The organism is Streptomyces sp. NBC_00690 (assembly GCF_036226685.1).
Classification (GTDB): Bacteria; Actinomycetota; Actinomycetes; order Streptomycetales; family Streptomycetaceae; genus Streptomyces.
The window spans coordinates 3,501,633-3,526,604 of record NZ_CP109009.1 but is presented as its reverse complement, the minus strand read 5'-3'; the positions used below and the strand labels follow the sequence as shown (position 1 = coordinate 3,526,604).

The 24,972-nt window shown below is 69.8% G+C and carries 19 protein-coding genes; 14 read left to right on the top strand and 5 right to left on the bottom strand.

The features are described from left to right. The first annotated feature begins 18 nt into the window (after window positions 1–18). The 3 genes from OID54_RS15435 to OID54_RS15425 all read left to right on the top strand — a co-directional run bounded on the left by OID54_RS15435 (window position 19) and on the right by OID54_RS15425 (window position 3,904). Window positions 19–1,392 carry a peptidoglycan recognition protein family protein gene (locus OID54_RS15435; protein ID WP_329019837.1) on the top strand — a complete coding sequence of 458 codons (1,374 nt, stop codon included), beginning with the start codon at window positions 19–21 and terminating at the stop codon, window positions 1,390–1,392. 101 nt (window positions 1,393–1,493) lie between these two features. Further along, complete coding sequence (locus tag OID54_RS15430; protein ID WP_329019833.1) at window positions 1,494–2,576, top strand: NDP-sugar synthase; 1,083 nt, start codon at window positions 1,494–1,496, stop codon at window positions 2,574–2,576. A gap of 290 nt (window positions 2,577–2,866) precedes the next feature. After that, window positions 2,867–3,904: a DNA-3-methyladenine glycosylase family protein gene (locus OID54_RS15425; protein ID WP_443055594.1), complete on the top strand. Its 1,038-nt coding sequence runs from the start codon at window positions 2,867–2,869 to the stop codon at window positions 3,902–3,904. A 34-nt stretch (window positions 3,905–3,938) separates the two neighbouring features. On the opposite strand, the gene OID54_RS15420 is transcribed toward OID54_RS15425, so the two are convergent. Genes OID54_RS15420 through OID54_RS15410 form a run of 3 tightly spaced genes read right to left on the bottom strand, consistent with a single transcriptional unit; the run spans window position 3,939 to window position 6,735 of the window. Further along, the gene (locus OID54_RS15420; RefSeq protein WP_329019825.1) at window positions 3,939–5,234 is read right to left on the bottom strand and encodes a coenzyme F420-0:L-glutamate ligase; all 1,296 of its coding nucleotides are present in this window, start codon (window positions 5,232–5,234) and stop codon (window positions 3,939–3,941) included. Beyond that, on the bottom strand, window positions 5,231–6,187 hold the full coding sequence (gene cofD / locus OID54_RS15415; protein ID WP_329019822.1) for a 2-phospho-L-lactate transferase: 957 nt from the start codon (window positions 6,185–6,187) through the stop codon (window positions 5,231–5,233). Before cofD ends, OID54_RS15420 begins: the two co-directional genes overlap by 4 nt. Window positions 6,188–6,234: 47 nt before the next feature. Beyond that, window positions 6,235–6,735 (bottom strand): cysteine dioxygenase, encoded by a 501-nt coding sequence (locus tag OID54_RS15410; RefSeq protein WP_329019819.1) that lies wholly within the window; start codon window positions 6,733–6,735, stop codon window positions 6,235–6,237. Between the two features lie 707 nt (window positions 6,736–7,442). Here OID54_RS15410 and OID54_RS15405 point away from each other — a divergent pair. The 3 genes from OID54_RS15405 to OID54_RS15395 all read left to right on the top strand — a co-directional run bounded on the left by OID54_RS15405 (window position 7,443) and on the right by OID54_RS15395 (window position 13,819). Then, window positions 7,443–7,706 (top strand): WhiB family transcriptional regulator, encoded by a 264-nt coding sequence (locus OID54_RS15405; RefSeq protein WP_006348971.1) that lies wholly within the window; start codon window positions 7,443–7,445, stop codon window positions 7,704–7,706. Window positions 7,707–8,603: 897 nt separating this feature from the next. Further along, window positions 8,604–12,272, top strand: a complete 3,669-nt coding sequence (locus tag OID54_RS15400; protein WP_329019816.1) for a glycosyltransferase family 2 protein — start codon at window positions 8,604–8,606, stop codon at window positions 12,270–12,272. Continuing rightward, a complete protein-coding gene (locus OID54_RS15395) occupies window positions 12,269–13,819 on the top strand; it encodes a DUF5719 family protein (protein WP_329019813.1) in 1,551 nt (516 codons plus the stop codon). Before OID54_RS15400 ends, OID54_RS15395 begins: the two co-directional genes overlap by 4 nt. 95 nt (window positions 13,820–13,914) lie before the next feature. On the opposite strand, the gene OID54_RS15390 is transcribed toward OID54_RS15395, so the two are convergent. Further along, complete coding sequence (locus OID54_RS15390) at window positions 13,915–14,340, bottom strand: DUF3499 domain-containing protein (protein ID WP_329019811.1); 426 nt, start codon at window positions 14,338–14,340, stop codon at window positions 13,915–13,917. Between the two features lie 297 nt (window positions 14,341–14,637). Here OID54_RS15390 and OID54_RS15385 point away from each other — a divergent pair, with 297 nt between their 5' ends. The 8 genes from OID54_RS15385 (at window position 14,638) to OID54_RS15350 (ending at window position 23,712) form a co-directional block, all read left to right on the top strand. Next, window positions 14,638–15,066: a metallopeptidase family protein gene (locus OID54_RS15385; RefSeq protein ID WP_329019808.1), complete on the top strand. Its 429-nt coding sequence runs from the start codon at window positions 14,638–14,640 to the stop codon at window positions 15,064–15,066. 55 nt (window positions 15,067–15,121) lie between these two features. Then, entirely contained in the window at window positions 15,122–16,486 is a 1,365-nt protein-coding gene (locus tag OID54_RS15380) for a phosphomannomutase/phosphoglucomutase (protein ID WP_329019806.1), read from the top strand. A gap of 574 nt (window positions 16,487–17,060) precedes the next feature. Then, a complete protein-coding gene (locus OID54_RS15375) occupies window positions 17,061–17,243 on the top strand; it encodes a Trm112 family protein (protein WP_329019803.1) in 183 nt (60 codons plus the stop codon). A 193-nt stretch (window positions 17,244–17,436) separates the two neighbouring features. Then, a complete protein-coding gene (locus OID54_RS15370; protein ID WP_329019801.1) occupies window positions 17,437–18,573 on the top strand; it encodes an SIS domain-containing protein in 1,137 nt (378 codons plus the stop codon). Window positions 18,574–18,618: 45 nt separating this feature from the next. Further along, on the top strand, window positions 18,619–19,782 hold the full coding sequence (gene manA / locus OID54_RS15365) for a mannose-6-phosphate isomerase, class I (protein ID WP_329019796.1): 1,164 nt from the start codon (window positions 18,619–18,621) through the stop codon (window positions 19,780–19,782). Between the two features lie 114 nt (window positions 19,783–19,896). Further along, window positions 19,897–20,877 carry a cation diffusion facilitator family transporter gene (locus OID54_RS15360; RefSeq protein ID WP_329019793.1) on the top strand — a complete coding sequence of 327 codons (981 nt, stop codon included), beginning with the start codon at window positions 19,897–19,899 and terminating at the stop codon, window positions 20,875–20,877. A gap of 414 nt (window positions 20,878–21,291) precedes the next feature. Further along, the gene (gene ahcY / locus OID54_RS15355) at window positions 21,292–22,749 is read left to right on the top strand and encodes an adenosylhomocysteinase (RefSeq protein ID WP_329019790.1); all 1,458 of its coding nucleotides are present in this window, start codon (window positions 21,292–21,294) and stop codon (window positions 22,747–22,749) included. A 333-nt stretch (window positions 22,750–23,082) separates the two neighbouring features. After that, on the top strand, window positions 23,083–23,712 hold the full coding sequence (locus tag OID54_RS15350) for a hypothetical protein (protein ID WP_329019787.1): 630 nt from the start codon (window positions 23,083–23,085) through the stop codon (window positions 23,710–23,712). Window positions 23,713–23,854: 142 nt separating this feature from the next. Here the strand turns inward: OID54_RS15350 and OID54_RS15345 are convergent, their stop codons facing one another. After that, window positions 23,855–24,877 carry an RDD family protein gene (locus OID54_RS15345; protein WP_329019784.1) on the bottom strand — a complete coding sequence of 341 codons (1,023 nt, stop codon included), beginning with the start codon at window positions 24,875–24,877 and terminating at the stop codon, window positions 23,855–23,857. Window positions 24,878–24,972 lie beyond the last annotated feature (95 nt).

Sequence of the window (24,972 nt, the reverse complement as noted above, 5' to 3'; positions counted from 1 at the left end):
CGGACCACGATCGTCCGTATGCGTGGATTCCTGGCTTCCCCGATCGGTGTCGCGGCCTCAGCCGCGCTCGTCCTTCCGCTCTCGCTCCCGCTGGCCATGCCCGCACTGGCCGCGCCGCCCCCGCCCGCCTCAGTGCCGACCGCGGCCGACGCCGCACCGGGTCGGTCCGCGTTCGAACCGACCCCCGGCACCCCCGGCTCGACCCGCTCCCTGCCGATTTCCCCCTCGACGAACCGCTCTCTGGCCCCCACCGGAGAACGGGAGCTGCGGACCGTGGGCATCAGCCCGTTCTCGCTGGTCGGTGTGGTGTGGGAGAACCCGGCAGCCGAACTTGCGGGCACGGTCCAGGTACGCACCCGGACGCTCGCCACCGGCCGCTGGTCGACCTGGCAGGACGTGGAGACGCACACCCACGAACACGGTGCCGACCCCGACACGGCCGAGGCCAGATCGGAACGCACCCGAGGGGCGACCGCCCCGCTGTGGGTCGGGGCGTCCGACGGCGTCGAAGTGCGCGTACGGCCGGACGACCCGCATCCGAAGGCACTGCCCGACGGGCTGCGGCTCGAACTCGTCGACCCCGGCGCCGACCCGCCGGCGACCGACGCTGAACGCCCGCGCGTTCTGCGGGCCAAGGACGAACCCGGTAGCGCCACCGTGCCGGGCACGTCGTACCTGCCCGACCTCACGGACGTGTGGAACCTCGTGGGCAGGCCCGCGGGCGTGGACACCGGTCAGCCGCAGCAAACCTCCCAGCCCGCACCGAAAGCGGAGGCCGCAGCTCCGTTCATCGGGCCCCGTCCGAAGATCACCACCCGCAAGGGGTGGGGCGCGGACGAGTCGCTCCGGGAGAAGAAGTTCGCCTACACATCGACGGTCAAAGCCGCATTCGTCCACCACAGCGCCACGGGCAACAGCTACACCTGCAAGCAGGCACCATCCGTCCTCCGCAGTATCTACCGCTACCACGTTGTGAGCAGCGGCTGGCGTGACTTCGGCTACAACTTCGCCATCGACAAGTGCGGAAACATCTACGAAGGCCGCGCAGGAGGCGTGACCAAAGCGGTGCTCGGGGCACACACGCTCGGTTTCAACAGCAACAGCATGGGAATCGCGCTGCTCGGCACATACAGTCGCACCAATCCGCCCGCGGCAGCCGTGACCGCGGTCGCCAGGCTGACCGCCTGGAAGCTCGGGCTGTTCAAGCGCAATCCGAAGGCCAAGGTGACGCTGACTTCAGGGGGGAGCGGCAAGTACGCCAAGGGCAAGAAGGTCAGCTTCAACGTCATCGCCGGACATCGGAACGCCTTCGTCACCGACTGTCCGGGCGCCCGCCTGTACGGCAAACTCGGCGCCATCCGGAGCGCCTCCGCCGACTACCAGGGACGCTGACAATCCGGAAACGTACCAACCACGGCATTTCCACTGCATAGACTTGCCGGTCTCGAACGGATGACCACTCCGGCCTTGAACAGGAAGCAGAGACGACAAAGGTGACAGAAGCGATCCTCCTGGTCGGAGGCAAGGGCACGCGACTGCGGCCACTCACGGTCAACACGCCGAAGCCGATGGTTCCGGCCGCGGGCGTCCCCTTTCTGACCCACCAGTTGGCGCGGGCACGCGCCGCGGGGGTCGAGCACATCGTGCTGGCGACCTCCTATCTGGCCGAGGTCTTCGAGCCGTACTTCGGTGACGGTTCCTCACTTGGGCTCAGCCTGGAGTACGTCACCGAGGACGAACCCCTCGGCACCGGCGGAGCGATCCGCAATGTCGCCGAACGACTGCGGTCCGGACCGGACGAACCCGTCTTGGTCTTCAACGGCGACATCCTCACCGGACTCGACATCCGAGCCCTGGTGGACACCCATCGGACGTCCGGCGCGGACGTGTCCCTGCATCTGACGCGGGTCACTGACCCGCGGGCCTTCGGACTGGTGCCGACGGACGACAGCGGTCGGGTGACCGCGTTCCTGGAGAAGCCGCAGACCCCGGAAGAGATCGTCACCGACCAGATCAATGCGGGGGCTTACGTCTTCCGCCGATCCGTCATCGACTCCATCCCCGCCGGGCGACCGGTGTCGGTGGAGCGGGAGACGTTCCCCGAACTGCTCGCGGCGGGCGCTCATCTGCAAGGCATGGTGGACTCGACCTACTGGCTGGATCTGGGCACCCCGCAGGCTTTCGTCCGTGGCTCGGCCGATCTGGTGCTGGGTCGCGCTCCGTCCCCCGCCGTGCCCGGACGTTGCGGTGACCGCCTGGTCCTGGAGTCGGCCTCGGTGGCGGACGACGCCAAGCTGACCGGGGGGACAGTCGTCTGCGAGGACGCCGTGGTCCACCCCGGGGCTCGCATCGACGGAAGTGTGGTGCTGGCGGGAGCGGTGGTGGAAGAAGGCGCCGTGATCACCTCGTCCCTGATCGGCGTGGGAGCGAGGATCGGCGCTCGGGTCGCGCTGTCGGGAGCGGTCATCGGCGACGGCGCGGTCGTGGGCGCGGACAACGAACTGCGTGACGGCGCCCGGGTGTGGTGCGACGCGACCCTGCCGGCCGGTGCGGTCCGCTTCTCGTCCGACCAGTAGCCCCGGGGAGTCGGGAGCACCTGCCGCGTCGGGGATGCGGCAGGTGCCGTACGGGGTCAGCCCTCGGGAGCCGACCCCGTACGACCTGAACACTTGTTGTGGCGGTGTAGGCCGTGTAGGGCCTTGTGCGACCGTCGTGGCCGCGTACGGCAGGGCGGCCCTCTGCGCCCGTCGTGACCCGCGCCCCCCGCGATCGAGGGCACCTCGATGGCCCTGCGCCATCCCGCGATGCCAGGGAAGCCGACCCCAACACCTACCCTCGGTAGCACCAGCTACCACCGAGGACCCACGTGTCAGGCCGTTTCACACCCGAACCAGAGGCTCGCCCACCGGGCCAGCGTGCCCGTGGTCAGCGCGCCTCAGGGCAGGCCGTCCCGCCCCGGCAGGCCCGTGTGCAGCAGCCCGCTGAGGGACAGGGCACCCTGGCGCGCGACTGGACCCCTCCCTGGCCCCTCGACCTGGCGCTCGTACTCACCCCGTTGCGGCGTGGACCCGCCGATCCCACCTATCGCGCTGCCCCGGACGGCTCCTTCTGGCGGACCAGTCGCACTCCGCAGGGACCCGGCACGCTCAGGGTCGCCGTGGGCACGGACCGGTCGGAGGTCCGGGCGCAGGCGTGGGGCCCCGGCGCCGAGTGGCTTCTGGACGGGCTGCCCGCGCTGCTCGGAGCCGCCGACGACCCGGACGCACTCACACCGAGACACCGTCTTCTCGCCATTACGCGCCACCGACGGCCGGGGCTACGGCTGACCCGTACCGGACTGGTGCTGGAATCCCTGATCCCCTCCGTCCTGGAACAGAAGGTCACCACGGACGAGGCGTACCGCGCCTGGCGGCTGCTGGTGCGCAAGTACGGCGAGCCCGCCCCCGGCCCCATGAACGGCTTGTACGTGGTTCCCGAACCGCGCACCTGGGCGCTCATCCCCTCGTGGGAGTGGCACCGGGCGGGTGTCGACGACAAGCGGGCGTCCACCATCCTGCGTGCGGTGCGGGTGGCACGGCGGCTGGAGGAGGCGGTCACTTTCGCCCCCGAGCAGGCCCAGCGGCGGCTGGAACTGGTTCCCGGCATCGGCCCCTGGACGTCCGCCGAGACCATCCAGCGCAGCCATGGTGCCCCCGACGCCCTGACGGTCGGTGACCTGCATCTACCGGGCATCGTCGGCTACGCCCTGGCGGGCGACCGGGACGCCGATGACGCCGCCATGCTGGAACTGCTGGCTCCGTATGCCGGACAGCGCCACCGCGCCGCTCGGTTGATCCTGCTCAGCGGTCGGGTACCGGCGCGCCGCAAGCCCAAGATGCCGCGGGTCGACATCGGCTTGCTCTGAGCCTTCTAGGTGGTCAGCGAGCCTTCCAGGGTGGTCAGCGCACCTCGATGAACGCGGCGGCATCCCGCGGGGGCCGCTGCTTCGGCGCCGCTGAGGCGTGCCCCACGGCCACGGCGCCCATGGGGTCCCAGTCGTTGGGCAGCCCCAGCACCTCGCGGACGACATCACGGCAGAACATGGTCGACGACACCCAGGCCGAGCCCAGCCGTTCACCGGCGAGCGCCACCAGGAAGTTCTGTACCCCGGCACCGGTGGCGACGACGAACATCTCCCGCTCGGCGGTGTCGCGGCGGCTGTCTCCGTAGTGGTGCGAACCGTCCATGACGAGACAGGGCACGACGAGGTAGGGCGCTCTGCGCAGAACTTCCCCGCGGCGCACCCGCTGGGCGATGGACTCCTCCGATTTGCCGTCGCGTCGCAGATCGGCGATCCAGGCGTCGCGCATGGCATCGAGGAGTTCCCGGCGCGCTGCGGCGGTTTCGAGCAGCACGAAGCGCCAGGGGGTCGTGTGGTGGGGCGCCGGTGCGGTGACGGCCGCGGCAACAGCACGACGGACCGCCGCGGGGTCCACCGGTTCATCGGTGAAATCGCGCACCGTGCGCCGCTGGGTGACCGCCTCCCGTACTGCCTCGGACGTACCCAGCCGGAACATGTCCTCGGCGGCCGGGCGCACCAGCAGGCTGGCGCTGTCGTCTCCGGCGGGGTCGACCAGGTGCCCCAGACCGCTGATGACCGCCACGGGGAGCCCGGATGTCTTTCCCTTGACCAGGTCACCGGCGGCGGCGAGTTCATCGGCGAGGGCGACGATGGTGGCGTTCAGCGGGTTGCCGTGGGCGTCCGTGCCGCCGCGCAGGTCGTCGAGGACCTGGATGCCTGCGGCTCCGATGGCGACGTCGGTGACCCCGTTGCGCCAGGGCCGGCCGAAGGTGTCCGTGACGATCACGCCGATGTCCACACCGAGGTGTTCCCGGAGCCCGTCGCGGATGCCGCGCGCCGAGGCGTCGGGGTCCTCGGGCAGGAGCAGCACGGTTCCCGCGGGTGTGTTGGAGGCGTCGACCCCGGCCGCGGCCATCACCAGCCCCTGGCGGTTCTCGACGATGCGGATGGGGCCGCGTCGCGCGACCACCCGGACGGTCTCCGCGTCGATCGCGCTCTCGCGGTCGTCAGCGGCAACCAGACGGCCCTCGGCCTTGCTGACGATCTTGGAAGTGACGAGGAGGACATCGCCGTCCGCGAGTTCGGGGCGGGCCGTGGCGATCAGCTTGGCGAGGTCGTCACCCGCCGCGATCTCGGGCAGCGCGGCCAGGGCACGGACGGTGTACGCCGTCATGCCTGGACCTCCGTGGCGAGGGCCAGGGCGTGCCGAGCCATCTCGGCGGTTGCGTCCAGATCGGTCATCATCAGGGGGACGGCACGGCAGCGGATGCCCGCGGCTTCGACATCGGCGACGGTGTCGGCGTCGACGGTGTCGACCAGCCAGCCGTCGAGGAGCCCGGAGCCGTAGTGGGCGGCGACGGCCGCCGCGGTGGCCTCCACGCCGACGGCAGCGAGGACCTTGTCGGCCATTCCCCGCACGGGCGCGTTTCCGACGATCGGCGACAGCCCCACGACGGGGACGCCCGCTTCGGCGATGGCTTCCCTGATCCCGGGGACGGCCAGGATGGTGCCCACGCTGACGACGGGGTTGGACGGCGGGAAGAGGATGACGTCGGCGGCGGCGATCGCCTCCAACACTCCGGGTGCCGGCTTCGCCTGTTCGGCGCCGACGGGCACGATCGCCTCCGCCGCGACGGACGCCCGCAGCTTGACCCAGTACTCCTGGAAGTGGATGACCTTGCGTTCGCCGTCGACCTCGACGGCGACATGGGTCTCGATGCGGTCGTCGGACATGGGCAGCAGCCGGACGCCGGGGTTCCAACGCGTGCAGAGCGCTTCGGTGACCGCACTGAGCGGGTAGCCGGCGGCGAGCATCTGGGTACGGACGATGTGGGTGGCGAAGTCGCGGTCGCCGAGCCCGAACCACTCAGGGCCCACGCCGTACGCGGCCAGTTCCTCCTTGACCCGGAAGCTCTCGTCCGTACGTCCCCAGCCCTGCTCCTCGTTGATGCCGCCGCCGAGCGTGTACATCACGGTGTCGAGGTCAGGGCAGACCTTGAGCCCGAACAGATGGATGTCGTCACCGGTGTTCCCGATCACGGTGACGTCCGCCTCCGGTGCGGCCTGCAAGAGGCCACGTAGAAAGCGGGCACCACCGATACCGCCGGCCAAAACCACAATGCGCATACAAAACAGTCTGTCAGGCGAAGCCTGATCGTTGTCGGGGTGGTGGTTCAGACGGTTACCACGTCGTGGGCGGCCGGGGAGCACTGGGCGGAGTGCATCGGCATTTCGGTCAGGCCCGGGAAGTAGATGTGCAGGGAGACGGCCGGTTCGAGCGAGTCGTTGACCACTTCATGGACGTAGCCGGGTGCGAAGACGCGCTGGGATCCGGTCGTCAGTTCGCGGGATCCGCGCGGGGTGCGTTCGGTGAGTTGTCCTTCGAGGACGGTGAGCACTCCGGAGGAGGGGCCGTGGTCGTGGAGTCCGCTGCGCTGCCCCGGTACCCAGGACAGCAGCCACACCTCGTGGCCCGGGCCGGCGGCGAGCCGGTGGTACCAGCGGCTCGCCGCGTCGTACTGCACGAGGTGGGCCCAGCGGGCGCGGTCGGCGGTGATGGTGCGGGCGAGGCGGACGAAGTCGGAGACCGTGGAGGGGTGCTCCGGCGCGGGCTGGAGGAGGTGCTGTACGGCGAGGATGTCGCCGGCGATCTGGAGGTCGCTGTCGCTGTTCATGGGATGCGTGGGTCCTCGGCGATGAACGGTGCACGGGCGGCGTGGGGGGCACGGCGGCGAGCAGGAACACGGTGGGGTGCTGCGGCCGAGCGAGACGGCGGAGAAGAGTGCTGGAGCGCTAGGGCATCAACAGCTGGAACAGCAACAGCAACAGCGCACCTGGACAGCGTTGCGGAACCCTCGTGCGGGGGTCGCGAGAGGCGCTGAGATGGCTGGCATGACATCCAAGGTGCCGGGTTCGCCTCTTTCATGTCAACTCAATGACCGATTTGGCGGCAATGTTTCACCTCATCCGGTTACGGAATCCGGAGAAAGGTTTGTTCAGTGGGAGCCAGGGACACATGCGGCAGCAACCGCGCTCGTCGCGTCCATCGGGTTTGTGGAGGTCACGGTGCTCTTGGGGGTTCGGGTTCGGACTGTGATCCGGATCGCTTCGGCGGCCCGTTCGCAACAAGATCGAACCCGGCGTCGTCCTCTTTGGTGAGGGGGCGCGCATGAGTGCGGAGCGGGCCTGCTGGCGGGTGTCAGGTTTTTGGTGATTTGAACACTTTCCGCATAGCCTTGGTTCCGCAGAGTGAATACGGGGCCCAATAGCAGATCCCGGCTTGACTGGCCCGGATGCACACACTTGTAATTTCACTCGTGTCGTTCGGCCGATATCGATCACGGCAACATCACGGGGACGAAAAGACAGACGAGGGGCGCACATGACCGAGCTGTTCGAACAACTGCTGGTCGAGGACGCGGATGACGAAATCGGCTGGCAAGAGCGCGCGTTGTGCGCGCAGACCGATCCCGAGTCCTTCTTCCCCGAAAAGGGCGGCTCCACTCGCGAGGCGAAGAAGGTCTGCCTCGCCTGCGAAGTCCGTTCGGAATGCCTTGAGTACGCCCTGGCCAACGATGAGAGATTCGGTATCTGGGGAGGGCTGTCCGAACGGGAGCGGCGCCGATTGAAGAAGGCTGCCGTCTGAAAAACCGAACGGATATACCGAACCTGACTGAACGACACATAAGAGTATCGAAGACGGTTCGTCGATCGCGTTCTGAACGCGACCGGCGGACCGTTTTCCATGAGCGGTGGGCCTGTGCCTCGAACGGGATTCCCCGTCACCATCAACACGATCAGCAGCCTCCGTCCGGGATATCCGCTCGATGGGTCGACGCATAAACCCGGTTCGATTCCGATGGTGGAACGCTCAAGTGCGGCACCGGGCGGGCTCGTCCGGTTCGTTTGCTGGCCGAAGCCTGGGCGATCGACCCCACCCCAGATGCGGGGGAGTGGCCCGGGTGGGCCCAGAACCCCGGCCCACCGCACCTCCCGGACGCATCGGCCATCGGATGCCGGCCGCTGGTTGCGGTGTGTCGCCGGGTGACCCCTCCACAACCACCCGTCCCGTGACTCCTCCAGGGCCCCATACCCGACCTTCGCGACCCCGGCCGAAGCCGACCGATCTGCCCAGGGCTGCCGCGCCACTCCCGGCTGAGCGACTCCTCGCCGCCCGGGTCCGCCGACGGCTGCCCGCTGTCCCCTTTCTACCAACGGGCTGGAGAGCGTCCGGGATACGCCCCGGCAGTCATGGGTCGCCGACCATCGCGATCCACCCCCCTTCCCGTCTCCCTTCCCGCGCTGTGTACCCCTCGTTGATGCCGCGCCCCGCGCCCCCGAGACTCCGACCGAACTCCGACCGACCATCACATCAGCGGTCCCTGGCACCTGATGTGCATCTCTCGCCCCAACAGCACACTTCACCCCGTACGTCACATCGCTTAGCGCTCCTGCCCTTTTCCCTACCGTTAGTGTTGGGCCCCGTCCCAGATGCTTCAGCGCCCCCGCACGGGGCGACCCCGGCCGGAGGGCCCGTACCTCGATGTCCGCCACCACAGCCGCGTTCTCCCCCGCACACCCGCAGGAGTTCCCCCGGCACGTCGTCACCGCCGTGCTCGTCTCCCACGACGGCGCACGCTGGCTCCCCGACACCCTCGCCGGACTCCTCGGCCAGGAACGCCCCGTACAGAACGTCATCGCCGCGGACACCGGCAGTGCCGACGAGTGCGCGCGGCTGCTCACCGACTCCCTCGGCACCCATCGAGTGCTCCACCTCGCGCGCCGCACCGGCTTCGGCGGCGCGGTCGACGAAGCCGTGCGCACGGCCCCCGTGCTCACCCCGGAGGACCTGCCCTACCTGAAGCGGCCCAGCGGCTGGGACCCCGCCACCAGGACGTGGCACGACGACGCCTACGACATGCCGGAACTCCCCTACGGCGAGCCGGTCCAGTGGCTCTGGCTCCTCCACGACGACAGCGCGCCCGAGCCGAACGCGCTCGCCGAACTGCTGCGCGTCGTCGACGCCGACGACCAGGCCGCCGTGGCAGGCCCCAAGCTCCGCGGCTGGTACGACCGCCGCCAACTCCTCGAAGTCGGCGTGTCCATCGCCAACAGCGGCCGGCGCTGGACCGGGCTGGACCGCCGTGAACAGGACCAGGGCCAGCACGACCAGGTACGAACCGTCCTGTCCGTCTCCTCCGCCGGCATGCTCATCCGCCGTGACGTCTTCGAACAGCTTGGCGGCTTCGACCGCAGGCTCCCCCTGATGCGCGATGACATCGACCTCTGCTGGCGGGTCCAGAACGCCGGACACCGGGTGCTGATCGCGCCCGAGGCCGTTCTGCACCACGCCGAAGCCGCATCGCGCGAACGCCGCACCGTCGACTGCGCTGGTCGCTCCACCGCCAGTCCGCACCGCGTCGCCAAAGCCGGCGCCATCTACACGCTGCTCACCAACACCCGGCTCGCGGCCCTCCCCTACGTCCTGCTGCGGATCGTGCTCGGCACCCTGATCCGTGCTGTCGCCTATCTCCTCGGCAAGGCCCCGGGCCACGCCATAGACGAGATCGGCGCGCTCATCGGCACCCTGCTGCGCCCCGAGCGCATCATCGCCGGCCGGCGCAGGCGGGCTCGCACCCGGGCGGCCGACGCCCGTGAACTGCGTCCGCTCCTCCCGCCGCGCGGCGCCACCGTCAAGGCCACTGTCGAGCAGGCGATGGGCCACTTCGCCACCGGCACCGACGCTGCGGATTCGGCGCCGCGACACGGCGCCGTGGAATCCGGTCCGGGCGACGAGGACGCCGACTTCCTGGAGATCGAGCAGTTCGCCCGACTCAAGAAGCTCGGTCGGCAGCCCGAACCCGTGCTCTTCGCCCTCCTGCTGGTGGTCTCCGTCGTCGCCTGCCGGGGCCTCTTCGGCGGTGGCACCCTCATGGGCGGCGCCCTGCTGCCGGCGCCCACCGACGTATCGGAACTCTGGGCCCGCTACACCGAGACCTGGCAGCCGTTCGGCACGGGCAGCACCCGGACCGCGCCCCCCTATCTCGCCGTGCTGACCGGTCTGTCCGTGCTCTTCCTCGGCTCCACGGGCTTCGCACTGACCGTGCTCCTCGTCTGCTCGGTGCCCCTCGCCGGGCTCAGCGCCTATTTCGCCTCCCGCTCCCTGGTCGGATCCCGGCTGCTGCGGGCCTGGGCGAGCGTGGCGTACGCCTTCCTCCCCGCTGCCACCGGAGCACTCGCCACCGGACGACTGGGCACGGCGGTCCTCGCGATCCTGTTGCCCTTCCTCGCCCGCGCGGCCGTCGCGGCCCATGGGTTCCACCGCCCAGGGGTACGTGGATCATGGCGCGCGACCTGGGCGTACGCCCTGTTGCTGGCGCTGGCCATGGCGTTCACGCCCGTCGTCTGGCCGCTCGCCTTGGTGCTCGGGATCGGTGTGCTGATCTTCCGCCGCCAGGACCTCACCGCGTACGCCCTGAGGTTCGTCGCCGCGATCGGCACTCCCGTCCTCCTCCTCGCGCCGTGGTCGCTCTCGCTGCTGAGCAATCCGTCCACGCTGCTGCGCGAAGCCGGGCTCGACCTCGGCGCCGGCGGTGCCTCCGCGCTCGACCTGCTCGGCATCAGCCCCGCAGGGCCCAAGACCGTCGGCGGCATCGTCCTCGTCGGTGTGGTGCTCGCAGCGCTCGCCGCACTCGTGCGCGAGGAGCGGCAACTGCCGATCCGCGTCGCCTGGGTGGTGGCGCTCGTCGCGCTGCTCTTCGCCGTGCTGACCAACCACAGCGGCTGGGCCGGCCCCGCCACCCTCGTCTACGGCATCGCACTCCTCGTCGCAGCCGTCCTCGGCGCCGAACTCGGCCGTACGCGAGCGGGCGCACAGAACTTCGGCTGGCGCCAACCCGTCGCGGTCCTGATCGCGGTCGTTGCGGCCGTCGGTCCACTCTTCGCCGCGGCGAACTGGATGATGCACGGCGCTGCCGGTCCGCTGGAGCGCCGCGATCCCGTTCAGGTGCCCCCCTTCGTCGCCGAGGAGAGCGACACCAAGGACCAGCCGCGCACCCTGGTCCTGGGAGGCACATCGGCCGCGGACGTCCCGTACACCCTGGTGCGCGGGGTCGGCAGCCGTCTCGGCGATGCGGAACTCGCCGAGGCGAACGGCAGCGACGAGCGCCTCGACAAGGTGGTCGCCCACCTGGTGGCCGGCTCGGGAGCCGACCAGACCCGTCAGCTCAGCGGATTCGCGATCCGCTATGTCCTGGTACGGGAGGGAACGCCGCCGCAGATCAGCCGCACCCTCGACGCCACCCCCGGTCTGGGACGACTGAGTCGACTGGACGGCGGCGCCCTGTGGCGAGTGGACCGCCAGGTCGCCCGGGCCATGATCGTCGACGGCAAGCGCGATCCCCTCCCCGTGGCGTCGGACACCGTCGGCGCCGACACCCGGATTCCGGCCGGGAAGGAAGGCCGTACCCTCCGGATCGCCGATCGCGCCGATGCGGGCTGGCGCGCCACCCTGGACGGCCGCCCGCTACCGAAGAAGCTCGTCGACGGCTGGGCGCAGGGCTTCGAACTGCCCGCGGCCGGGGGACGGCTGATCCTGACCCATGAGAACCCCACCGGACACACCGGGTGGCTCTGGACCCAGGCCGGCCTGGTGTTCGTCCTGGTCGTCCTGGCGCTTCCCGGGCGGCGCGCCCGACTCGACGACGACCTTCCGGAAGAGACCACTGCGCTTCCCGCGCCACCGTCGCACCTGCGGTCGGGGATTCCTCCGCAGCCCGTGGGCGGATCGACTCGTACGGTCGGCGCCACGGACGCACCGACCGAGGCGGCGTACGCGACCACCCACGGCACACCGCCTTCGTACGGGAACGGCCCCGACTCCTCCCGTGGAACTGAGTCCTCCCGTGGAACTGAGCCCTTTTACGGAGCCGACTACGGAGCCGGGTCCTCCTACGGAATCGGGGAGGCCGAGGACCGCCCGCCCAGGTACGGAAGCGGGCGTTCCGAACGGGCGCCACAGCCGCGCCGTCCAAGGCCGGACCCCGACCCGTACGGACACGATCCGCACGCCCCCGGCGCCCGCCCGAACGACCTCCCCACCGGTGACCGGAGTTCGCCGGGAGTCCGTCGTACCAGGTCCGAACGCGACCCGTCACGACCCGCCGTCGACCACGATGCAGACCCCAACGCGACCAGAGGCACGTCAGAGTGAAGCGCACGACCCTGTCCCTGCTTGCCGCCGTGACCGCGCTCTCCGCGATCACGGGGATCGCCGCGATCACCGCGCCTGACACCGCCGACGCGCCCCCACAGGCCAAGGCTCCCGCCCGGCTGCCGGTCGAGCGCGTCCATCTGCTCTGCCCCGCGCCCGGCGGAACCGAGGCGGCCGAGACCACCTACACCTCCTACACACCGCTGGGGTCGGGGGGCGCGGTCAAGGGCAGCGCCGAGCTCAAGAGGTCGGTGGCGGCGCTGACGGACCGCAACCCCGGGACGAAGAAGGCCCCCGTGAGCCGACCCGCCACCGATGGCAAACCGGTGCTGTCGCTCGCCGAACAGGGCCGACCGGCCACCGCCAGGACCACCGCGGCCACCGCCCCCGCACTCGTCGGCACCGCCTCCGGACGGCTGGCCCCCGGCTGGACCGCCCAGTTGACCTCCGTCGCGAAGGGCGACGGGCGCGGGCTGCTCGGCGTCAACTGCTCCGTCCCCGACGCGGAGTTCTGGTTCCCCGGCGCGTCCATGGCCAAGGAACGCCAGGACTATGTGCACCTCACCAACCCGGATGACATTCCCGCCGTGGTGGACGTCGAGCTGTACGGCAAGGCCGGTCTGCTGCGCACCACCGTCACGGAGGGCATCCCGGTTCCGGCCGGCTCCAGCGTGCCGGTGCTGCTCTCGACGCTGACGACCGATGTCGCCGAGGACGTGACCGTGCGCGTCGCGACCCGCTCGGGCCGGGTCGGCGCGGCGGTGCGGGCCGCCGAGACCCGTCCGACGGCCGCGAAGGCGGGCGCAGCGTTCGCCGCCGAGGGCAGCGACTGGTTGAACGCCACCGCAGGCCCCGCGGCGACCGTCGTCCTCCCGGGCATCCCGGCCGATGCCACGTCCGTCCGGCTGGTGGCCTTCGCACCCGGCGAGGACGACGCCGACCTCAAGATCCAACTTGCCGGTCCCGGGGGGAAGATCGTCCCCGCCGGGAGTGAGGGCCTGCACGTGAAGTCGGGGATGACGGCGAGCATCGAACTCAAGGACGTCACCCGTGGTGAGGCGGGCTCCCTGATCCTCGGCCCGGCGCAGCGCGGACGGGCGACACCGGTGGTCGCGGCACTGCGCGTGGTCCGGGGCAAGGGGACGAAGCAGGAGATCGCGTTCATCCCGGCGACGGCGCCCGTGGGTGCCCGTGCCTCGATCGCGGACAACCGCGCCAAGGAGACCACGCTCTCGCTGACGGCACCGGGTGCGGCGGCGCGGGTCCGGGTCACCGCGTCATCGGGCAGTGGGGGCGGCACACCCGTGGTGAAGACCTACCAGGTGCCCGCGGGCACCACAACGGCGTTCGTCCCACCGGTGCCGGCCGGGTTGAAGGGGTCGTACGCCCTGACCGTGACCGTCGAGTCCGGCGGCCCGGTGCACGCGTCGCGTGCTCTCGCCCTACCGCTCGGTGGCGTCGCGGCGTTCACCGTCCAGACGTTGTCGGACGATCGTGGGACGGTGGCGGTGCCGCGCGTGACGGATGAACTCACCGTCCTGGACTGAGTCGTCCACTGGACTGAGCCGCCCAACGGCCCTGGACCAGCAGTCATGGGCGACGGGCGCGCTCGACGAAGTGCGGTCGGTGGGCCGAGTGGGGTTCAGGAGTCGGGGGAGCGGAGCACCCGGAGATGGCCGCGACGGGCGACCTCCATGGGGTCGGCGCCCCGGCGCCCGTTCTGCGCGGCCCCGGCAGCGCGTCCCTGGGGGCGGGCCGCCTCACGAACGGCATTGGCCAGCGCCTCAAGATCATCACCGCTGGGGCGGGCCGGAGCTGAACCGTCGGTGAGGCGCACGACCTCCCAGCCACGTGGCGCCGTCAGGCGTTCGCTGTGCTCGGCGCACAGGTCGTAGCAGTGGGGTTCGGCGTAGGTGGCGAGCGGGCCGAGGACTGCGGTCGAGTCGGCATAGACGTACGTCAGTGTCGCGACGGCAGGACGGCCGCAGGCGGTGCGCGAACAGCGACGTACAGGGCTCACGACGTTGGACGGTACCGCACTCTTGAGCGGGCTGCGACGACTCTCCACCAGGTCACTCCACCGTGTCGTGGTCTGCGGACTTGTTCGGAGGTTCCGCGATTCACCGCGCTGACCTGCGGTGAAAGGGCGGCGTACCGAAGACTGCCCCGCAGGATTCGGTCGGGGCGTGCCATTAATCAGGTCATTCACCGTCCATTCCATGATCGAAAACAGCTGTCGAACCGCACTGAAGTGCGACTCGAACGTTCATTTGGCGACACCTCGTGGCTGAGTTCGGTCTCCTGTGCGGTTTCCCCAGCGCGTACCCGGCCGCGGTGTGTTCCGGAGGGCTACCCTGCGTCAGTGATGGACAGTCCTGTACCGCCCCACCCGGTCGAGCCGCGGCCACGCCGTCGTGACCGCCACGGCCGGGGCATGCGCGGACCCGTCGCCCCACCACAAGTACCCCTCGCCGCCAGCCGGGCCGAATCCTTCCAGGACCTGGTGCAGGACTCCGTGGAACGGCTTGAGCGGCGGTGGCCACAACTGGCGGACGTCGACTTCCTCGTCGTGGATGTGCCGGGTGCACCGGAGGAATCGGTGCCGCTCGGCAGCTCGTCCTCCGCGGAGAAGGGACGGCCCGCACGGGTCGTGGTCTACCGACGGCCGGTCGAGATCCGGACGAAGAACCGCGAGGAGCGCGCACTGCTCGTCCACGAGGTCGTGGTGGAGCAGGTGGCCGAGCTCCTCGGACTGGCCCCCGAGTCGGTCGATCCGCGCTACGGCCAGGACTGATGAGCGAATGCCGGTAGTTTGATGCGACCGCAGAGTTTTCAGGAGGAGTTGACCCGTGACTGCTGATCTGTCGCAGATCGTGAAGGCGTACGACGTCCGCGGCGTGGTGCCGGACCAGTGGGACGAGGCGCTGGCCGAGCTCTTCGGAGCGGCTTTCGTCCAGGTGACGGATGCCGATGCGATCGTCATCGGCCATGACATGCGGCCGTCGTCACCGGGGCTGTCCGGGGCGTTCGCCCGGGGCGCTGCGGCGCGCGGCGCCGATGTGACCCTGATCGGCCTCTGCTCCACCGACCAGCTGTACTTCGCCTCCGGGCACTTCGGGCTGCCGGGGGCCATGTTCACCGCCTCCCACAACCCCGCCCAGTACAACGGGATCAAGATGTGCCGCGCGGGTGCCGCCCCGGTCGGCCAGGACACCGGACTCTCCGAGATCCGCTCCCTGGTGGAGAGCTGGTCGGACTCCGGGGCACCAACCCCCGTCGAGAAGCCGGGCAGCATTAGCGAGCACGACACGCTCGTCGAGTACGCGGCCCATCTGCTCTCCCTCGTGGACCTGTCCTCGATGCGCCATCTGAAGGTCGTCGTCGACGCCGGCAACGGCATGGGCGGTCACACCGTCCCGACCGTCTTCGCCTCGCTGCCCGTCACCCTCGTACCGATGTACTTCGAGCTCGACGGCACCTTCCCCAACCACGAGGCGAACCCCCTGGACCCGGCGAACATCGTCGACCTCCAGGCACGCGTCCGGGCGGAGGGTGCCGATCTGGGCCTCGCCTTCGACGGAGACGCCGACCGCTGCTTCGTGGTGGACGAGCGCGGCGAGGGAGTCTCCCCCTCCGCGATCACCGCACTCGTCGCGGCCCGGGAGCTCGCCAAGCACCCCGGAGGCACGGTGATCCACAACCTGATCACCTCCTGGTCGGTCCCGGAGGTCGTCCGCGAGAACGGCGGCGAGCCCGTACGCACCCGCGTGGGCCACTCCTTCATCAAGCAGGAGATGGCGAACACGGGCGCGATCTTCGGCGGTGAGCACTCCGCGCACTACTACTTCCGCGACTTCTGGAACGCGGACACCGGCATGCTCGCGGCACTCCACGTCCTGGCCGCCCTCGGCTCCCAGGAGGGCACCCTCTCCGAACTGCTGGCCCAGTACGACCGCTACCAGGGCTCGGGCGAGATCAACTCCACGGTGGACGACCAGGCAGGACGGACCGCCGCGGTGAAGGCGACCTACGCCTCCCTGCCCGGAGTGACCGTGGACGAGTTGGACGGCCTCACGGTGACCACCGAGGACTGGTGGTTCAACCTCCGTCCCTCCAACACCGAGCCGCTGCTGCGCCTGAACGTCGAGGCACGGGACAAGGAGACCTTGAACAAGGTGCGCGACGAGGTACTGGCCTTGGTGCGCGCCGAGTAGATCCATCTGGTTTGCCGCGCCTGTTCGGCGGGCGCGGTTGTCGGTGATGTTCGGCGGGGACGGGCAGCCCCTCCCCGCCGAACAACCACCTCATGGGCGCTCGCCCTGCCCGAACGCCAAGTACCGGGGTACGTCCTCGGAACCGGCCCGGGGCGGACCCGAAAGCCGACCGCCGTACGGCAGCCGCTGCAACCACGACGGCGGTGCGGCCCGCTCATGTCACCGAGCTCCTCCGAGCCGGCCCTTCGTTCTGTACGCCGCGCAGTTGTAGGCCCGCAGCCGCACGCCGTGGTCGCCCTGCACCCCCTCGCCCGCACCCGGCCGCTCGTTCCCTCTCGCCTCGGCTCCGAGTCCCCCACGGCAATCCGCCACCGGCCCCACCGCCCCACGGGCCCTGACCCGGCCCTGCCGCGTCCGACCGCCCGTCGCGCCCGCTGTGCGCAGCGCCCGGCGAAGGCCCAGCATCGCCAGAACGCGCCCCGCGCGTTCCCCCGGCGGTACGCTGACGTGGCCAATCCACCCAGACCCGGCCAACGCCGAGTCACTTCCAGTACCACGAGAGGACACCGCACCCATGCCGCTTGAAGCCGGCCTCCTTGAGATCCTCGCCTGCCCGGCCTGCCACGCACCCCTCGACGACCGCACGGCAGCCGATGACCCCGAGCTGATCTGCACCGGCCAGGACTGCGGCCTCGCCTACCCCGTGCGGGACGACATCCCCGTACTACTTGTCGACGAAGCCCGCCGACCCGCCTGACACGTGCCACCGGTGACACGCCCACCGCTCCGCCGCCATCCGGTGCACACGCCCGGTGCGTCGGCAGGGCACCGTACGGACCCGTGCCCCCGCCACGACAGCGTGAGCCGACCCGGAGCCGACCGACGCCCGGCGGCCCAATCCTCACGCCACTGACGTAGAAGCACCCGCACGGCGATCGGAGGCCCACCACATGCTCGACGAGTCACTCCTCGACGACCCGGAAGCGCTCGCCCGCGCCGACCGCCGAGGGCTCCTCCGCGGCGCGGCCGAAGCAGGCGCCCGCGTACGAACCGCAGCCCGGCACGCCGCCGAAGCAGGAATCGCGGCACTCAACCCGGAAGGGCGACCACGAGCCGTCCTGGTGGCGGGCTCAGGCTCCGCCGCCACCGGAGTCGCCGATCTGATCGGCGCACTCGCCGGTGCGAGCGCCCCCGTCACCCGCCTCACACCCACCGGTGTGGCCCCGGCCGCAGGTGCCCTGCGCTGGAACCTCCCCGGCTGGGCCGGCTCGCTCGATCTGCTCCTGGTGGTCACCACCGACGGAAGCGAACCCGGCCTCGCCGTCCTCACCGAGCAGGCGTACCGCCGCGGCTGCCAGGTCGTCGCGGTCACCCCCAAGGGCTCTCCGCTGGCCGAAGCAGTCGACGCAGCCCACGGCCTTGTCGTCCCCCTGGCCACTGCGCCGCACGAGTTGTACGAGGAGACGCTCGCGGCCAGCCCCGGCGCACTCTGGGCCCTGTTCACCCCGCTGCTCTCCCTGCTCGACCGGGTCGGACTGCTCGAAGCCCCGCCGGAGACCCTCGCGAAGGTCGCCGACCGGCTCGACCGCACAGCAGAACGCTGCGGTCCGGCCATCGCCACCTACAGCAACCCCGCCAAGACGCTCGCCGCCGAACTCGCCGACAGCCTCCCGCTGATCTGGACCGAAGGCGAAGGCGCGGCACCGGCCGGACGCCGCTTCGCAGCCGTGCTCGCCGAACTGTCCGGCCGACCCGCCCTCGCAGCGGAACTGCCCGAGGCACTGCCCGCGCACGGAATCCTCCTCGCCGGCGCCCTCGCCGCCGGAGCGGACGCCGACGACTTCTTCCGCGACCGGGTCGAGGACCCTCAGGCCCTGCGCGCCCGGATCGTCCTCCTGCGCGACCGCCCCATCGGCGGACTGACGGCCGCGCCAGCAGCCCGTGAACTCGCACTCGGACACGACACCGCGATTAGCGAACTCGAACCGGAGGAGGGCACCTTGCTGGAGTCCATCGCCGAACTCCTCGCCGTCACCGACTTCGCCGCCGTCTATCTGGCACTCGCGACCCCCGCCACCCCCTCCTGACACCTGCTCAGCACTCCGCACCACCGGGAAGGCCCGAGAACGACCATGGACCGCCTCTCCAACACCGTGCGCCCTTACGCCTGGGGCTCCACGACAGCGATCCCGGAACTCCTCGGCGTCGCCCCCACCGGCGAACCCCAGGCCGAACTGTGGATGGGCGCCCACCCGGGCGCCCCCTCCCGGCTCGAACGCGGCCCGCTCAACGAAGTGATCGCCGCCGACCCCGTACGCGAACTCGGCGCAGCCGCCGTCCGCAAGTTCGGCCCCCATCTGCCGTTCCTGTTCAAGATCCTGGCCGCGGGCACACCCCTGTCCCTCCAGGTCCACCCCGACCTCGCGCAGGCCCAACAGGGGTACGCCACCGAAGAGCGCGCCCACATCCCGCTCGACGCACCCCACCGCAACTACAAGGACGCCAACCACAAGCCCGAGTTGATCTGCGCACTCACCCCCTTCGAGGGCCTGTGCGGATTCCGTACACCACGGGACACCGCCGAACTCATCGCCGGGCTCGGCGTCGACTCCCTCAAGCCGTACGTCGACCTGCTCCAGGCCCACCCCGAGGAAGCCGCCCTGCGGGAACTCCTCACCGCGGTGCTCACCGCCGATCGTGAGGAGATGGCGGCCACCGTCACCGAAGCCGCCGTCGCCGCGCGTCACATCGGCGGACCGTACGCGCCGTACGCCGAGATCGCGCACCACTTCCCCGGTGACCCGGGGGTCATCGCGGCGATGCTGCTCAACCATGTCCGGCTGGAGCCGGGAGAGGCGATGTTCCTGGGCGCCGGAGTTCCCCACGCCTACATCAACGGCCTCGGCATCGAGATCATGGCCAACTCGGACAACGTGCTGCGCTGCGGCCTGACCCCCAAGCACGTGGACGTCCCCGAACTGCTCAGGGTCGTACGGTTCGACGCGGACGACCCCGCGGTGCTGCGACCCGAAGCGTCCGAACGGGGCGAAGAGGTCTACGACACCCCGATCGACGAGTTCCGGCTGTCCCGGTACGTCCTCGCCCCCGACGCCGCCGCGAGCGACCTCACCGCCGACACCCCGCAGATCCTGCTCTGCACGGCAGGTCGCGTCACCCTGGGCGAACTGGACCTCGGCCCCGGCGAGTCCGTGTTCGTACCGGCCGGCGAGGAACTCGCGGGCTCCGCGACGAACGGCGACACCGGGACCGTCTTCCGCGCCACTGTGGTGATCTGACCCACAGTCGCCCCGTCGTACTGCGAGAATGACGCCCCTCGCAACGGGTCGGTGACCGGGTGACTACAGCGGGCCACCCGGCACTCGGGCCCACGAAGGGACAACGGGGAACGTATGAGTGCGTCAGGCGGCACCAAGGCGATCGTGGCGGCTCTGGTCGCCAATCTCTCCATCGCGGTGGCGAAGTTCTTCGCGTTCTTGTTCAGCGGCTCGTCATCGATGCTCGCCGAAAGCGTCCACTCACTGGCGGACTCGGGGAACCAGGGCCTTCTGCTGCTCGGCGGGCGCAAGGCCAAGCGCGAGGCCACCCCTGAGCACCCCTTCGGCTACGGCCGCGAACGCTACATCTACGCCTTCCTCGTTTCCATCGTCCTCTTCTCCGTCGGCGGGATGTTCGCGATCTACGAGGGCTACGAGAAGATCAAGCACCCCCATGCGATCGAGCACTGGTACTGGCCGGTGGGCGTCCTGATCTTCGCGATCATCGCCGAGCTGTTCTCGTTCCGTACGGCGATCAAGGAGTCGAACGAGGTCCGTGGCTCGCTGACCTGGACCCAGTTCGTCCGCAGGGCCAAGGCACCCGAACTGCCGGTCGTCCTGCTCGAAGACCTCGGCGCGCTCGTCGGACTCGTACTGGCCCTGGCCGGTGTCAGCCTGGCGCTCGCCACGGGCGACGGCCTCTGGGACGGCATCGGCACCCTGTGCATCGGCGTGCTGCTCATCATCATCGCCATCGTCCTGGCCGCCGAGACCAAGTCACTCCTCCTCGGCGAATCCGCGGGCATCGAAGAGGTGCGCAGGATCGAGCAGGTGCTCGTCGACGGCGACACCGTCACCCGCATCATCCATATGCGCACCCTCCACCTGGGGCCGGAAGAACTGCTGGTCGCGGCTAAGATCGCCGTACCGAACGACACCACGGCCGAAGAGGTCGCCCGCTCGATCAACGCCGCCGAGGAGCGCATCCGCGACGCCGTGCCCATCGCCCGGGTGATCTATCTGGAGCCGGACATCTTCAACCCCTCGGCCGCCGCGAGCCCGACCGCGCCTTCCCCTGCACCCGAAGACGATTCCTCCACGGACCGTCCCCACTGACCCCCGCCCGGTACCGGCAGCTGCATCGGTCTCTGGGACGTCCGCACCGCTGGAGCTGTACCCCACCGACGGACGACGCGATCGATCCGACCGCGGACACCGTCACCTCTCGGACCGTCCGTGGAGGGACTCGGCAGCGACCCGTGGCGGCACCGGCAGGTGACTGGGGTCTCTATCCGGCCGGAACCTGACTCCCCATGGGCTGGGGCCGACCACGGGGATCGGTGTAGATTCGTTGACAGTGTCAGACGTCGCTGCTGATGGCGGTCGGGCGGTCCGTACACGGACCGGCCGAGTGGAGAGAGGGCCTCCGACGGACTGCACTGCGGTCGGTCCGGGCATTCGTATGTCCGCCGCCGCAGAGCCATGCCGTTTCCATCCCTCACCGTGTTTCCACACAAGGAGCAGCTCGTCATGACGACTGTCGCCACCGGACAGGACTTCAAGGTCGCCGACCTCTCCCTCGCGGAGTTCGGCCGCAAGGAGATCACCCTCGCCGAGCACGAGATGCCCGGCCTGATGTCGATCCGCAAGGAGTACGCCGAGCAGCAGCCGCTCGCCGGCGCCCGGGTCACCGGCTCCCTGCACATGACCATCCAGACCGCGGTCCTCATCGAGACGCTCGTCGCCCTCGGCGCCGACGTCCGCTGGGCGTCCTGCAACATCTTCTCCACCCAGGACCACGCTGCCGCCGCGATCGCCGTCGGCCCGAACGGCACCCCGGAGAACCCCCAGGGCGTTCCCGTCTTCGCCTGGAAGGGCGAGACGCTGGAGGAGTACTGGTGGTGCACCGAGCAGGCGCTGACCTGGCCCAACACGCCCACCGGCGGCCCGAACATGATCCTGGACGACGGCGGCGACGCCACGCTCCTCGTCCACAAGGGCGTTGAGTTCGAGAAGGCGGGCCAAGTCCCCGACCCCTCGACGGCGGACAGCGAGGAGTACTTCCACGTGCTCCGTGTCCTCAACCGCACGCTCTCCGAAGCACCGCAGAAGTGGACCCGACTGGCATCCGAGATCCGCGGTGTCACGGAGGAGACCACGACGGGTGTCCACCGGTTGTACGAGATGCACCGTGACGGCGTCCTCCTCTTCCCGGCGATCAATGTGAACGACGCCGTCACCAAGTCGAAGTTCGACAACAAGTACGGCTGCCGCCACTCGCTGGTCGACGGCATCAACCGCGCCACCGATGTCCTCATCGGCGGCAAGGTCGCCGTGATCTGTGGCTACGGTGATGTGGGCAAGGGCTGTGCGGAGTCCCTCCGCGGCCAGGGCGCCCGGGTGATCATCACGGAGATCGACCCGATCTGCGCCCTCCAGGCCGCGATGGACGGCTACCAGGTGACCACCCTCGACGAGGTGGTCGGCACGGCGGACCTGTTCATCACGACGACGGGTAACAAGGACATCATCATGGCCGCCGACATGGCCAAGATGAAGCACCAGGCCATCGTCGGGAACATCGGCCACTTCGACAACGAGATCGACATGGCCGGGCTCGCCAAGATCCCCGGCATCGTCAAGGACGAGGTCAAGCCGCAGGTCCACACCTGGACCTTCGCCGATGGCAAGGTCATCATCGTGCTCTCGGAGGGTCGTCTGCTCAACCTGGGCAATGCCACCGGACACCCCTCCTTCGTGATGTCCAACAGCTTCGCGGACCAGACCCTGGCCCAGATCGAGCTGTTCACCAAGCCGCAGGAGTACCCGACCGACGTCTATGTGCTGCCCAAGCACCTCGACGAGAAGGTCGCCCGACTCCACCTGGGCGCCCTCGGGGTGAAGCTGACCACGCTCCGTCCCGAGCAGGCGTCGTACATCGGCGTCCCGGTCGAAGGCCCCTACAAGTCGGACCACTACCGCTACTGAGCAGCACGCCGGACGGCCTCACGGCCGGCCCCCCGTTCGTCGATGACGACCAGTCTCGCCAACGGACGGGCCCACCGCGGAATCCTCGGTGCGTATCGTCACCCGAGTCACCCCGGGTGACGATCACGCCGGTGATACCCACCCCGCCCGCGGGCCCGGCGGCCGATCGAGGCCGACGACCCATGGCACCAGTGGTATGAGGTAGGCCCCCGCACCCCCGTGTCGGGGGCCTACCCATACCGTTCCGGACGGTTCCGACTCCGGATCGGAGCCGTCACCGCACCAGAGCCTCATCGCGCCAAGAGCTCATCTGCACAAGGACGTCCACGCCCCATGCCCCGCGGCCGATATTCGCTTCATGATCCGCACGATCATTCCCCCCTGGGCGAAGAACACTTCCAGTGCGCGCCAGGCCCGTCCGGCTGGCGCTATGTCTCCCAGACGACCACCCCCACCGGTGATCACGCCGGCTCCGTGGATCTCGCCCTCGATGAACTCGGTCGTCCCATCCGCCTCGAACTCCACGCGGCGAGTTGGCAGGTCCGCGGTGCAGCGCTGGAAGGCGTCACGTGGGTCCGCTCGGACCCCAGCGGCAGCCATGCCACCGAAGGCAATGTCCGTGCCCATGCCTTCACTGGTACGTCGCCCGCTTTCCTCATTGCCACTGCCCGTCTCCTGCGACTCACCCTTCACTCACCTCCCACGCGTGTGCGCCTCGTTGCGTTCACCGACCCCGTGCTTGCGCCACGTACGCTCGACCAGTCCTGGGCGCTGGTGAACAGTGAAGCGCACGCCACTGACAACGGGCCTCTGATGGTGGACGAGTACCAGGTCAGCGCCCTGGACACAGGTGAGCAGCACACGATCCACCTCGCCGGGGACGTCGTTCTGGCCGCACCGGGAATCGAGCTGGAAAGTCTGGAAACACCCCCCTCCGCCTTCCCGGATCCGCCACCCGCCTGACCAAGCGCAAGGGCAACCACCGCTTGCGAAAGCTGGGTTGGCGCAGGGGGCAGCACCCGGAGTTCCGCAGCGCGCAGAAGCTCGGGAAGGCTCGCTCCTCATAGACGGGCGGGAAGAGGGCTCTGCCGCGCCGCCGTCGCATCTAGCCAGGCGGGAGGAACCCGGTCGCGCCCGGTTGCCCTCGTACGGTCGAGGTCGGCTGCGCCTCCGTCACGGAAGACGCACCCATCCCACTGATGTCCGGCTCGGTCTGCGCCGACGCACCCTTGCCGTCGGTCCCGGACTCCCATGTCCAGCCTGTTCGACCGGGCCCGGCGCCCGGAGTCTCCATAGGACGGACCACTCGTCCGGACTCCGTTCGATCCTCGTGTAGGTAACCAGCCGCCGACGGGGGAACGTTCCCAGGAGTTGCCGGTCCTCCCCCCAGGGTCCGTCGTGCGTCCCGCGACTGGCGCTCGTTCACCACGGCAGCCAGATAGGCCGCGGGCGGTACCCCCTCGGGAGGCGGTGTTCCCGTACGGTCCACCACTTCGTTGGCCAGCCGCTCGGCCATTGACCAGCTGACAGCAGGGTCCAACTGCCCCATGCGGGTCAGATACTGACGCACGGCGAGCCAGAGGTCGTCCGGAACCCCCGACAGATCCAACTCGGTGAATCGACCCATCAGCCAGGGCGGCGGTGGTGGTACTCCTGTGCCACGCCCCGTCGGCACCCGCTCGCGTATCACCAAGGTCCCTGCGAACACGTCCCCGATCCGCCGACCGCGCGCCGACACGAGCGAGGCGATGCAGGCGACGACGCCGACGGTCATCAAGATCTCCACCACACCCATGGCTCCCCGCACCAGGGCGTGCCGAAAGCGGATCGGCCCGCCGTCGTCGCGCACCACCCGCAGTCCACAGGCGAGCTTGCCCAGCGAGCGCCCATGGCTCAGCGTTTCCACCGCTATGGGCCCGCCCACCAGGACCAGGATGAACGCCCCGATGGCGATGGCCATGGCTGCGGCTTCGTCCAGGGAGGACGTGGTGAGGGCGAGGACGAGGGAGATCCCGAGGTAGCAGGTCCACACCACCACCATGTCGATGGCCAGCGCGAGCGCCCGACTCGGCAGTTTCGCCGGCTGGACCCCAAGCACGACCGCGTCCCCCGTCACCAGCGCGCTCACCCGCAGTCGCCTCCACCCTCGGTCCTTCTCGTGCCGTCTCCATCAGTCTGCCAAGCTGACCGACAGAGCGCCCCAGTAGTACGTATGTATGCCCC